An 11,322-nucleotide genomic window follows, 5' to 3' on the forward strand; every position below is an offset into this window, starting at 1 on the left:
CCCTGCGCCCTCTCCCCAGCCCTCTCCCGCAAGCGGGAGAGGGAGCCGTCCGGCGTTGTCGGGAAGTCCGGTGTCATCCTGAAAGCCCGATCGCGGACGGAGTCCGCTCCTACGACCGTGCCACCGGATGGTTCCGCGTGGCGGAGGCAATCGACCGTAGGGCGAATAACCGTTCGCGGTTATCCGCCGTTGGCCGTGCCATCGGGGTGTCCGGCGTGGCGGGTGAATCCAATCGCGGACAAAGTCCGCTCCTACAGGGAAATGCCACGCCTTCCGGCAACCTGTAGGAGCGAGCTTGCTCGCGAACCGCATGGCACCGCTTTTGTTCGCGAGCAAGCTCGCTCCTACGAAGAGCATCTCGGCGCAGGCTGCAAGACAGTTCCTACAAGAGCGTGGAGCGGAGCCGCATCAAGCGCGCAGGAAGGCCAGCACCTTGTCGCTGAAGGCTTCGCCGGCCTGGACGTTGGACAGGTGCGCGGCGTGGAATTCCACCAGTTCGGCGCCCTGGATATGTTCCTGCAGGAAGCGGCCATGCTCGGTGGTGGTCACCGGGTCGCCGCTGCCGCAGACGATCAGCGTCGGTGCGCGGATGGCACCCAGTTGCTCGCGGAAGTCGGCGTCGCGCACGGCGGCGCAGTTGGCTGCGTAGCCCTCGGGGGAAGTCTGCGCCAGCATGGCCACTATGGGCTCGACCTTGGCCGGCTGGGCCTCGGCGAAGTCGGCGGTGAACCAGCGCGAGATCGAGGCGTCGCGCAGGTCGCGCATGGCCTGGGCGCCGCCGGAGAGCACGGTGTCGATGCGCGGGTTCCAGACTTCCGGGGTGCCGATCTTCGCGGCGGTGTTGCACAGCACCAGGCGCTCGATGCGACCGGGGGCGTTGATGGCCAGCCATTGGCCGATCAGACCGCCCATGGACAGGCCGCAGAAGCTGGCCTTGGCGATGCCCAGGGCATCCAGCAGGGCCAGCAGATCGCGGCCGTTCTGCTCGATGCTGTAGGGGCCTGCGCTGACCAGCGAGGCGCCGTGGCCGCGGGTGTCGTAGCGCAGCAGCTGGAAGTGTTGGGTGAAGGCCGGCACTTGTGCGTCCCACATGTGCAGGTCGGTGCCCAGGGAGTTGGACAGCACCAGCACCGGCGCGCCGGCCGGGCCTTCGAGGAGGTAGTTCAGGTCGCCGTCGGCGAGCTTGACGGTAGGCATCGGAAACTCCCGTTCATTCATGGGCGGCGCCCGCTGGAATGCGGGCGCCGGGATTATTGCAGCTTCAGTCGCTGGTTTCCCGCGTTCGCGGGAAACCAATAGACAGCCTCAGACGCGCTCGACCGCCAGGGCCACGCCCTGCCCCACGCCCACGCACATGGTGCACAGGCCGCGTTGGCCGCCGCTTTTCTCCAGCTGGTGCACGGCGGTCAGGACCAGGCGTGCGCCGCTGGCGCCCAGCGGGTGGCCGAGGGCTATGGCGCCGCCGTTGGGGTTGACCCGCGCGTCGTCGTCGGCGATGCCCAGCTCGCGGGTGACCGCCAGGCCCTGGGCGGCGAAGGCCTCGTTCAGTTCGATGACGTCGAAGTCGCTCACCGCCAGGTTCAGGCGCTCCAGCAGCTTGCGCACCGCCGGCACCGGGCCGATGCCCATCACCCGCGGGGCGACGCCGGCGCTGGCCATGCCCAGCACCTTGGCGCGGGGCTTCAGGCCGTGCTTCTTCACCGCCTCGGCGGAAGCCAGGATCAGCGCCACCGAGCCGTCGTTGACGCCCGAGGCGTTGCCGGCGGTGACGGTCTTGTCCGGGCCGTTGACCGGCTTGAGTTTGGCCAGGGCTTCCAGGGTGGTGTCCGGGCGCGGGTGCTCGTCGGTATCGACGACGGTTTCGCCCTTGCGGCCCTTGATCACCACCGGGACGATTTCCTCGGCGAAGTAGCCGGCGGCCTGGGCGCGCCCGGCCAGTTGCTGGCTGCGCAGGGCGAAGGCGTCCTGGTCGGCGCGCGAGACCTTGTAGTCGTCGGCGACGTTGTCGGCGGTCTGCGGCATGGCGTCGACGCCGTACTGGGCTTTCATCAGCGGGTTGATGAAGCGCCAGCCGATGGTGGTGTCCTCGATCTTCTGGCCGCGGCCGAAGGCGCTGTCGGCCTTGCCCATCACGTAGGGCGCGCGGGACATGGACTCGACGCCGCCGGCGATGACCAGCTCGGCCTCGCCGCTGGCGATGGCGCGGAAGGCAGTACCCACCGCGTCCATGCCCGAGGCGCAGAGGCGGTTGAGGGTCACGCCGGGGACGCTTTCCGGCAGGCCGGCCAGCAGCAGCGCCATGCGCGCGACGTTGCGGTTGTCCTCGCCGGCCTGGTTGGCGCAGCCGAGGTACACCTCGTCCAGCTGCGCCCAGTCGACCTGCGGGTTGCGCTCGACCAGGGCCTTGACCGGCACGGCGGCCAGGTCGTCGGCGCGCACCGCCGAGAGCGCGCCGCCGAAGCGGCCGATCGGGGTGCGCACGGCGTCGCAGATGAAGACCTCGCGGCTCATTCCTCACCCCCTTGCTGGCCATGGGCGGCGGCGGTACGGGCTTCGAGGGCGCGCAGGGCTTCCAGCTCCACCTCGGTGGGGGCCACGGTCTCGACCACCTGCTCGGCGAAGCGGATCGCCCAGCCGGTGTTCTCCACCACCTGCTCGCGGGTCACGCCCGGGTGCAGGGCGGTGACGATGAATTCGTGGGTGCCGGCTTCCGGTTCCATGATGCACAGGTCGGTGATGATCGCCACCGGGCCCCTGCCGGGCAGGCCGAGCTGCTGGCGGTGGTCGCCGCCCTCGCCATGGCCGACCGAGGTGATGAAGGCCAGCTTGTCGACGAAGGTGCGGTGCGACTGCTTGAGGATGATCAGCACTTCCTTGGCGGAACCGGCGATTTCCGGGGCGCCGCCGGCGCCGGGCAGGCGCACTTTCGGCGAGTTGTAGTCGCCGATGACGGTGGTGTTGATGTTGCCGAAACGGTCGACCTGGGCGGCGCCGAGGAAGCCGACGTCGATGCGCCCGCCCTGCAGCCAGTAGCGGAAGATTTCGCCGGTGGGCACCACGGTGTCGGCGGTCTCGGCCAGTTCGCCGTCGCCGATGGACAGCGGCAGCACGCTGGGCTTGGCGCCGATGGGGCCGGATTCGTAGATCAGCACCACGTCCGGCGAGGAGGTCAGGCGCGCCAGGTTGGCGGCCTTGGACGGCAGGCCGATGCCGACGAAGCAGACCGCGCCGTTCTTCAGGCGGCGGGCGGCGGCCACGGTCATCATTTCATTGGTGCTGTAGGCGCTCATCATTTGCCCTCCGCGATCTTGGCTTGGAACTCGCTGAAATCCTTGGTGCCGCGGATGTAGGTGTCGATCCAGGCGGTGAAGCTCTCGCGGTCGCGGGCAATCGGATCCCAGGCCTGGTAGAAGCGGTTGTCGCGCTCGTAGTAGCCGTGGGCGTAGGACGGGTGCGCGCCGCCGGGCACGTGGCAGACGGCGGAGAGCGCCCAGGTCGGCAGCACGCAGGCGTTCATCGGCGCGTTCAGGTCGTCGACGATCTCTTCCACGGTGACGATGCAGCGCTTGGCGGCCAGGGCGGCTTCCTTCTGCACGCCGAGGATGCCCCACAGCAGCACGTTGCCCTTGCGGTCGGCCTTCTGCGCGTGGATCACGGTGACGTCCGGGCGCACCGAGGGCACGGCGGCCAGTTGCTCGCCGGTGAAGGGGCACTCGATGAACTTGATGTTCGGGTTGACCTTCGGCAGGTCGGAGCCGGCGTAGGCGCGCAGCACCGCGAACGGCAGGCCGGAGGCGCCGGCCACGTAGGAGTTGGCCAGGTCGGCGTGGCTGTGCTCGTCGATCTCCAGCGCCCGCGGCCAGCCCTTCTCCACCGCGTCGCGCAGGCGGTGCAGCGAACCGACGCCGGGGTTGCCGCCCCAGGAGAAGGTCAGCTTGCGTGCGCAGCCGGCGCCGATCAGCAGGTCGTAGACCAGGTCGGGGGTCATGCGCACCAGGTGCAGGTCTTTCTTGCCCTGGCGGATGAGTTCGTGGGAAGCGGCGGTGGGGATCAGGTGGGTGAAGCCTTCGAGGGCGACGGTATCGCCGTCGTTCACGAAACGCTCGACCGCTTCGCGGAGGGTCAGGAGTTCAGCCATTGTCGGTCTCGTCTTGGGTCCAGGGCATCCGGGGATGCCGATGGGCAAGACAGTAGCGCCGGCCACCGGGACCAAACAATGCGATTATCGACTATCGGTGCGGTTATCGAACACTTCTACTGCCATGGATGCCTGGGCGTAGGGCGTACAACCGTTCGCGGTTGTACGCCGATTCACCGCGATCACCGGTGGCGCCGAGGTCGAATTCGGCGCTGCCTGAAACCAAGGCCAAACGGCGTATGACGCGGAGCGTCATACGCCCTACGTCCCCGGGGCATCCGCAGTCAGCGATCCTGCTCGCAGTTGACCATCCAGGGCACCCCGAAGCGGTCGGTGAACATGGCGAAGGCGGCGGCCCAGAAGGTCTGCTGCAGTTCCATGGTGACCTGGCCGCCCTCGCTCAGGGCATCGTAGATGCGCCTGGCCTCGGCCTTGCTGTCCACCTGCAGGGAAACGGACACGCCCTTGGTGCCCTCGTAGGGCATCGGCGGGCAGTTGTCCGAGCCCATCAGCACCTGGTTGCCCACCTCCAGGCGCACGTGCATCACGCGGTCGGCGGCATCCGGCGGAATCTGCCCCATGTCCGGGGCGTCCTTGAAGCGCATCAGCATCGGCAGCTTGCCGCCGAGCACTTCGGCGTAGCGGGTGAAGGCTTCCTCGCAGTTGCCGTCGAAGATCAGGTAGGCCTGGATTTTCATCTGGAGTCTCCTGCCGGCTCAGGATTTGCCGGCGATCCGGGCGCGCAGGCGTTCTTCCTGCTCGCGAAGTTCCTCGGTGAATTCGGCGCCGAAGTCCTCGGCCTCGAAGACCTGGCGAATCTCGATCTCCGACGGGCCGTCGAAGGGATTGGGGCTGCGCTTGATCCAGTCGACGCATTCCTGCAGCGAGTCGCACTGCAGCAGCCAGAAGCCGGCGATCAGCTCGCGGGTCTCGGCGAAGGGGCCGTCGATGACCGTGCGCGAGGCACCGTCGAAGCGCACCCGGGCACCCTTGGCGCTGGGCTGCAGGCCCTCGCCGGCGAGCATCACCCCGGCGGCCACCAGTTCCTCGTTGAACTTGCCCATGGCCGCCAGCAGCTCTTCGGAGGGCATGACGCCGGCCTCGGAGTCGGCGGTGGCCTTGACTATCGCCATGAAGCGCATGGTGGTTCTCCTCTTCTCGTGAAGTCGAGTGGGCCCGCTGCCCCGCTCTGCCGGTTAGTCGATGCGCGGGTGGCGCAATCGACAGCGGCGCCGACCGTTCGTCGGCACCGTCGGGGCGGCAATGGCAGGAAGAACGATAGACAGGGAGCGCGAGGGTACAAGCCGGCGCGACGAATGCGCCCGGTGGCCGGCGCCACGGGATCGCCGCTCGCCAGGCTGGACGCCCGCCGCCCCAGGCCCTAGATTGGCCCGTTCCCGAGAAATCCCCGAGCAAGGAGCCCCTGCATGAGCCTGGAATCGGTCCGCGCCTTCTTCGCCGAGAAGGCCCCCGACATCGCCATCATCGAGCTGGACACCAGCACCGCCACCGTTGCCCTGGCCGCCGAGGCCCACGGCGTGGAACCGGGGCGCATCGCCAAGACGCTATCCCTGCGCGTGGGCGAGCGCACCGTGCTGGTGGTCGCCCGCGGCGACGCCCGCCTGGACAACCGCAAGCTCAAGGAAGCCCTGGGCGGCAAGGCGAAGATGCTCGGCGCCGAGGAAGTGGTGGAACTGACCGGCCACCCGGTGGGCGGCGTCTGCCCCTTCGGCCTGGCCAGCCCGCTGCCGGTGTACTGCGACGTGTCGCTACGCGCCTTCGACGAGGTGCTGCCGGCGGCCGGCGCCCTGCACAGCGCCGTGCGCATCGCCCCGGAACGCCTGGCCAGCCTGGTCGAGGCCGACTGGGTGGACGTCTGCCAGGAACCGGCCTGAGGGCATGCGGGATTGAAGGGGCGGGAGGAATTCGAAGAGCACCCGATACACCATAACCGCCGGCAAATTCCATCGATGGCACCCGTAGGGCGAATGACCCCGAAGGGGTTATCCGCCGATCGCGGATAGAGTCCTACGCCGCCACCGCTGTCCCACCTGTAGGAGCGCGCCCTGCGCGCGATTCGCGGGCAGGGCCCGCTCCTACAATGGGGCAAGATGGGAGACGCGAATTTCGATCCAGTCACTCCCGCGAACGACGGAGCCCAGAAGACAGTTGCTCCTACGGTTCCGGGAAGCACGGTCGGAGCGGACTCCGTCCGCGATTGGCATCGGCCGCGCCGGACACCCCGGCGGTACGCCTCAACGCTCCCGCAAAGCCTCCGCCCGCGCCCGCAGGATGGGCTTGAGCAGGTAGCTGAGGATGCTCTTCTTGCCGGTCATGATGTCCACGCTGGCGATCATGCCGGGGATGATCAGCAGCGGTTTCTCGTCGCTGCCCAGGTGGCTTTTGCGGGTACGCAGCTTGATCAGGTAGAAGCTGTTGCCGTCCTCGTCGGTGACGGTGTCGGCGCCTATCTGCTCCAGCTCCGCCGGCAGCCCGCCGTAGATGGTGTAGTCGTAGGCGGTGAACTTGACCATGGCCTTCTGCCCGGGGTGCAGGAAGGCGATGTCCTGCGGGCGGATGCGCGCCTCCACCAGCAGGGTGTCGTCCAGCGGGACGATTTCCACCAGGTCGCTGCCCGGCTGGATCACCCCGCCGATGGTGTTGACCAGCAGCTGCTTGACGATGCCGCGCACCGGCGAGGTGACCAGGGTGCGGTTGACCCTGTCCTCCAGGGCCTTGCCGGTGGCCTCGGCCTTGCTCAGGTCGGTGCGCGCCTCGTTGAGTTCCTTGAGCGCGTCGCTGCGGAAGCGCGAGCGGGTCTCGGCGACCTTGCGCTCGACTTCCTTGATCGCCGCCTCGGCGCGGGGAATGGCCAGGCTGGTGGCGTCCAGCTGGCCGCGGTTCTCCACCTCGGCGCGCTTGAGGCGCAGCAGCTCCACCTGGGACATGGCGCCCTGCCCCACCAGCGGCGCGGACATGGCGATTTCCTGGCGCAGCAGCTCCAGGCTGTTGCGGTACTGCGCCTGCTTGGAGACGAACTCGCGCAGCTCCTGCTGCTTCTGTACCAGCTGCTGCTCCAGGCCGGCGACCTCGTCCTTGAGCTGCTGCTGGCGGCTGTGGAACAGCGCCTCCTCGCTGCCGGCCTGGCCCGGGACCTTGGCGCGGACATCGTCGGGGATGCGCAGCTCGCGGTCCTCCACCTCGGCGGACAGGCGCTCCACGCGCAGGAACATGGCCAGGCGGTCGGCCTCGGTCTCGCCGACGTTGGATTCGAAACGCGTCGGGTCCAGGCGCATCAGCGACTCGCCGGCCTGCACCACCTGGCCCTCGTGGACGAATATCTGCGAGACGATGCCGCCCTCCAGGTTCTGGATCTTCTGCACCTTGGACGAGGGAATCGCCTTGCCTTCGCCGCGGGTCACCTCGTCTATCTCGGCGAAGTGCGCCCACAGGCCGAGGAACAGGGCGAAGCCGACCAGCGTCCAGATGGTCAGGCGCACCACCCGCGGGGCGTCTTCCACCAGGGCCTTGCTGACTTCCGGCAACGGCTGCCCGGAAAGGTCCTCGCTGCCGCGGAAGTAGCCGCGGATGGACTGGCCGAAGAGGCCGAACGGATTAAGCGACACTGATCTGCCCCTTCTTCAATGCGTCCAGTACCACGTCCTTGGGGCCGTCGGCGATGATCCGCCCGCGGTCGACGATCACCAGGCGCTCCACCAGGCTGAGCATGGAGGCGCGGTGGGTGACCAGCAGCAGCGTCTTGCCGGCGATGAGCGGCTGCAGGCGCTGCTTCAGGCGTTCCTCGCCGGCGTTGTCCATGGAGCTGGTGGGCTCGTCGAGCAGCAGGATCGGCGGGTCCAGCAGCATTGCGCGGGCCAGGGCGACGTTCTGCCGCTGGCCGCCGGAGAGGTTCAGCCCGCGCTCGCCCACCTGCAGTTCGTAGCCCTGCGGGTGCAGCCGGGCGAACTCGTGCACGCCGGCCAGTTCGGCGGCGCGCAGCACCGTCTCGTCGTCGACGTAGCGCGCACCGGCCACCAGGTTGTCGCGCAGGCTGCCGCTGAACAGGTTGATGTCCTGGGGCAGGTAGCCGATGTTGTGGCGCAGGTCGCTGACGTCCAGCTGCCGGGTGTCGACGCCGTCCACCAGGAGGCTGCCGCTGTCGGCGCGGTGCAGGCCGACGATCAGCTTGGCCAGGGAGCTCTTGCCCGAGCCGCTGCGGCCGATGATGCCGACCTTCTCGCCGGGGCGGATCGCCAGGTTGATGTCGTGCAGCGCCTCGACCTGCTGGTTGGGGTAGGCGAAGCTCAGCTGGCGCAGCTCGATGCCGCCCTGCAGCTGCTGGCGGCTCAGCGGGCGCTCGCTGCTGTTGCGCTCCTGCTCCAGGGCCATCATCTGGTCGGTGCTGTGCATGGTCAGGCGCGCCTGCTGGTAGCGCTGGATCAGCCCGGAGAGCTGGGTCAGCGGACCGAGGGCGCGGCCGTTGAGCATGTAGCAGGCGATCAGGCCGCCCATGCTGAGGTCGCCGGCGATGATCAGGTAGACGCCGCCGATGATCATCACCACCCCGGCCAGGGCCTGGATCAGCAGCGTCAGGTTCATCGCCAGGCTGGACAGCAGCTTGACCCGCAGCTCCAGGCGGCCGAGGGTGCCGATGGTCTGCTCCCAGAGGTACTGGCGCTCGCTCTCGGCGTTGTTGACCTTGACCGCGTCGAGCCCGGCGAGGGTCTCGATCAGGCTCGACTGGCGCTCGGCGGCCAGGGCCATGGTGCGGTTCATGGTCTCCACCAGCGGCTTCTGCAGCAGCCAGCCGATGCCGGCGGCCAGCGGGAAGGCCAGCAGCGGGACGAACACCAGGGGCCCGCCGATGATGCCGATCACCAGCAGGATCAGCAGGGTGAACGGCAGGTCGATCAGGCTGGTCAGCGTCAGCGAGGCGAGGAAGTCGCGCAGCGTCTGGAACTCGTGGATGTTCTGGGCGAAGCTGCCGACCCGCGCCGGGCGCTGCTTCAGGTCCATGCCGACGATGCGCTCGAAGAGGGTCGCGCTGATGATCAGGTCGGTCTTCTTGCCGGCCAGGTCCAGGCACAGGCCGCGCAGGGTCTTGAGCAGCAGGTCGAACAGGTAGGCGCCGCTGATGCCGATGGCCAGCACCCAGAGGGTGGCGGCGGCCTGGTTGGGCACCACGCGGTCGTAGACGTTCATCACGAACAGCGGCGCGGCCAGGGCGATGAGGTTGATCAGCAGGCTCGCCGCCACCGCATCGACGTACAGCCAGCGCGAACGCATGAGGGTGTCGCGGAACCAGCGCCGCGCCCGGGGGATCATCTCGCCGTGCTGCAGGTCGTACTGGTGCTGCGGCTGGGCGAAGAAGGCCTGGCCGGCGTAGTCCTCGGCCAGCAGCTCGCGGGCCACGCGCACCTCGCCGCCGTCGCTCTCGCTGAGCAGCAGGCGCGCCTCGCCGCCGGCCTCCCAGCCCAGCAGCACGGCGCAGCGGCCTTCGCGCAGCAGCAGCATGGCCGGCAGCGCGATGGCCGGGATCTGCTCCAGCGGCCGCCGCAGCAGGCGCCCCTGCAACCCGGCGCGGGCCGCCGCGCGCGGCAGCAGCTCGGCGGACAGGCGCTGCCCGGGCAGCGGCAGGCCGCTGGTGAGCATGGCCCGGCTGGCCGGCTTGCGGTGCAGCGCGCACAGGCTCAGCAGGCTGTCCAGCAGGGGGTCGTCCAGCAGGACGCGCGGATCACGACTCAAGGGGACTCGGCTGGTTTCCTGATCCACGCGGCTCTACTCCGGGGTTGGGTGCGGGGCCGGCTCAGTTGAGGCCGGGCAGCTGCACCTGGGGTTTGACGTCTTCGCTGGCCACGCTGGCCAGGGGCGCGACCACGCCCTGGCTCTTGAGCAACTCGCCCAGGGTGGCCTTCACCCGGTACTGGGTGAACAGCTCGGTGTAGCGCAGGTCGACCAGGCGGCGCGAGGCGTTGAACAGTTCGTTCTCGCTGTCCAGCAGGTCCAGCAGGGTGCGTTCGCCGATGCTGAACTGCTTCTGGTAGGCCTCGCGCACGCGGGTGCTGTAGTCCACGTACTGGCGGGCGATGGGCAATTGGTCGCGGGCGTTGGCCAGGGCGTTCCAGGCCAGGCCGAGCTCTTCGTTGAGCTGGCGCAGGGCGTTGTTGCGGATGTCCAGGGCCTGGTTGGCCTGGTACGACTTGGACTGCAGCTCGGCCTTGTTGCTGCCGCCGGCGAACAGGTTGTAGCGCATGCGCAGCATGGCCTGCCAATCGTTGTTGTGGCCCGGGTCGCCGGAGAGGTTGTTGTCGGCGTTGCGCGACAGCTCGGCGTCGAAGCGCGGGTAGAACGGCGCCTTGGCCGCCTCGTACTGTTTCTCGGCGGCGGCCACGTCGGACTCGGCCGAACGCAGGATGGGGCTGTTCTCCAGCAACTGCCGGCGCGCGTCCTGCAGGTCCTGCGGCAACAGGCCCGGCAGGCCGGCCGGCTCGCTCAGCTCCAGCGGCTCGGCGCCGACCACGCTCAGGTAGTTGGTGCGCGCATCGGCCAGGTTGGTCTGCTCGGTGAGCAGGTTGTTGCGCGCCTGGGCCAGGCGCGCCTCGGCCTGGTCCTGGTCGGCCAGGCGGCCGACGCCGCGGGCGCTGCGCAGGCTGATCTGGTCGTAGATGCGCTGGTGGCTCTTCAGGTTCTCCTCGGCCAGGCGGACCATCTCCTGGCGGCGCAGCACGTCGGTATAGACCTGGGCGACTTCCAGCGCGGTGCGCTCGGCGGTGCCCAGCAGCGCGTAGGCGCGGGAGTTCACCGTGGCCTTCTGGCGGCCCACCTCGCTGGAGGTGGCGAAGCCGTCGAACACCATCTGCCGCAGGCTCAGCGCCGACTCGCCGCGGTTCATGGTCCGCCAGTGGTCGCCCTCGCCACGGGTGGTGGGGTTGTCGGCGCCCTCGCGGCCATAGCCGGCGGTGAGGTCGACCGAAGGCAGGTAGCCGCCCTGGGCGGCACGCAGCTGCTGGTCGGCGGCCAGGCGGCTGTTCACCCCGGCCTGGATCTCCGGGTGCACGTCCATGGCGCGCTGCATGGCTTCGTTCAGGGTGGTGGCATGGGCAGGGGCCGCGCAGGCCAGCGCGAGGGGCAACAGGGGCACGAAACGCAAACGCATGGTTTGAACATCCTTATCGCAGGGATAT

10 protein-coding genes are annotated in these 11,322 nt (G+C 69.0%); 1 reads left to right on the plus strand and 9 read right to left on the minus strand.

Features of this window, described 5'->3' with window-relative positions; translation table 11 throughout:
* Positions 1-408 precede the first annotated feature (408 nt).
* The 6 genes from pcaD to VV867_RS10265 form a co-directional block, all read right to left on the minus strand.
* Positions 409-1,197 (minus strand): 3-oxoadipate enol-lactonase, encoded by a 789-nt coding sequence (gene pcaD, locus VV867_RS10240; protein ID WP_328566289.1) that lies wholly within the window; start codon positions 1,195-1,197, stop codon positions 409-411.
* A gap of 108 nt (positions 1,198-1,305) precedes the next feature.
* Positions 1,306-2,511: a 3-oxoadipyl-CoA thiolase gene (gene pcaF / locus VV867_RS10245; protein ID WP_328566290.1), complete on the minus strand. Its 1,206-nt coding sequence runs from the start codon at positions 2,509-2,511 to the stop codon at positions 1,306-1,308.
* Entirely contained in the window at positions 2,508-3,290 is a 783-nt protein-coding gene (locus tag VV867_RS10250; RefSeq protein ID WP_328566291.1) for a CoA-transferase subunit beta, read from the minus strand. Before VV867_RS10250 ends, pcaF begins: the two co-directional genes overlap by 4 nt.
* Positions 3,290-4,138 carry a CoA transferase subunit A gene (locus VV867_RS10255; RefSeq protein ID WP_328566292.1) on the minus strand — a complete coding sequence of 283 codons (849 nt, stop codon included), beginning with the start codon at positions 4,136-4,138 and terminating at the stop codon, positions 3,290-3,292. The genes VV867_RS10250 and VV867_RS10255 overlap by 1 nt, the downstream gene beginning before the upstream one ends.
* Before the next feature lie 284 nt (positions 4,139-4,422).
* Positions 4,423-4,836, minus strand: a complete 414-nt coding sequence (locus VV867_RS10260; RefSeq protein WP_328566293.1) for a VOC family protein — start codon at positions 4,834-4,836, stop codon at positions 4,423-4,425.
* Positions 4,837-4,854: 18 nt separating this feature from the next.
* The gene (locus tag VV867_RS10265; RefSeq protein WP_275630332.1) at positions 4,855-5,280 is read right to left on the minus strand and encodes a YciI family protein; all 426 of its coding nucleotides are present in this window, start codon (positions 5,278-5,280) and stop codon (positions 4,855-4,857) included.
* A gap of 285 nt (positions 5,281-5,565) precedes the next feature.
* Here VV867_RS10265 and VV867_RS10270 point away from each other — a divergent pair, with 285 nt between their 5' ends.
* Positions 5,566-6,033 carry a YbaK/EbsC family protein gene (locus VV867_RS10270; RefSeq protein WP_109933935.1) on the plus strand — a complete coding sequence of 156 codons (468 nt, stop codon included), beginning with the start codon at positions 5,566-5,568 and terminating at the stop codon, positions 6,031-6,033.
* 360 nt (positions 6,034-6,393) lie between these two features.
* On the opposite strand, the gene VV867_RS10275 is transcribed toward VV867_RS10270, so the two are convergent.
* Genes VV867_RS10275 through VV867_RS10285 form a run of 3 tightly spaced genes read right to left on the minus strand, consistent with a single transcriptional unit; the run spans position 6,394 to position 11,294 of the window.
* On the minus strand, positions 6,394-7,764 hold the full coding sequence (locus VV867_RS10275; RefSeq protein WP_089394292.1) for an HlyD family type I secretion periplasmic adaptor subunit: 1,371 nt from the start codon (positions 7,762-7,764) through the stop codon (positions 6,394-6,396).
* A complete protein-coding gene (locus VV867_RS10280; protein WP_328566294.1) occupies positions 7,754-9,910 on the minus strand; it encodes a type I secretion system permease/ATPase in 2,157 nt (718 codons plus the stop codon). The genes VV867_RS10275 and VV867_RS10280 overlap by 11 nt, the downstream gene beginning before the upstream one ends.
* A 34-nt stretch (positions 9,911-9,944) precedes the next feature.
* Positions 9,945-11,294, minus strand: coding sequence for a TolC family outer membrane protein (locus VV867_RS10285; RefSeq protein ID WP_109932552.1), 1,350 nt, complete (start codon positions 11,292-11,294; stop codon positions 9,945-9,947).
* Between the last annotated feature and the right edge of the window lie 28 nt (positions 11,295-11,322).

The organism is Pseudomonas sp. JH-2 (assembly GCF_036231725.1).
GTDB classification, from domain to species: domain Bacteria; phylum Pseudomonadota; class Gammaproteobacteria; order Pseudomonadales; family Pseudomonadaceae; genus Pseudomonas; species Pseudomonas delhiensis.

Excerpts from the sequence above, each read along its gene's own strand:
- pcaD (WP_328566289.1), bottom strand. The coding sequence starts at position 1,197 with ATGCCTACCGTCAAGCTCGCCGACGGCGACCTGAACTACCTCCTCGAA.
- pcaF (WP_328566290.1), bottom strand. The coding sequence starts at position 2,511 with ATGAGCCGCGAGGTCTTCATCTGCGACGCCGTGCGCACCCCGATCGGC.
- VV867_RS10250 (WP_328566291.1), bottom strand. The coding sequence starts at position 3,290 with ATGAGCGCCTACAGCACCAATGAAATGATGACCGTGGCCGCCGCCCGC.
- VV867_RS10255 (WP_328566292.1), bottom strand. The coding sequence starts at position 4,138 with ATGGCTGAACTCCTGACCCTCCGCGAAGCGGTCGAGCGTTTCGTGAAC.
- VV867_RS10260 (WP_328566293.1), bottom strand. The coding sequence starts at position 4,836 with ATGAAAATCCAGGCCTACCTGATCTTCGACGGCAACTGCGAGGAAGCC.
- VV867_RS10265 (WP_275630332.1), bottom strand. The coding sequence starts at position 5,280 with ATGCGCTTCATGGCGATAGTCAAGGCCACCGCCGACTCCGAGGCCGGC.
- VV867_RS10270 (WP_109933935.1), top strand. The coding sequence starts at position 5,566 with ATGAGCCTGGAATCGGTCCGCGCCTTCTTCGCCGAGAAGGCCCCCGAC.
- VV867_RS10285 (WP_109932552.1), bottom strand. The coding sequence starts at position 11,294 with ATGCGTTTGCGTTTCGTGCCCCTGTTGCCCCTCGCGCTGGCCTGCGCG.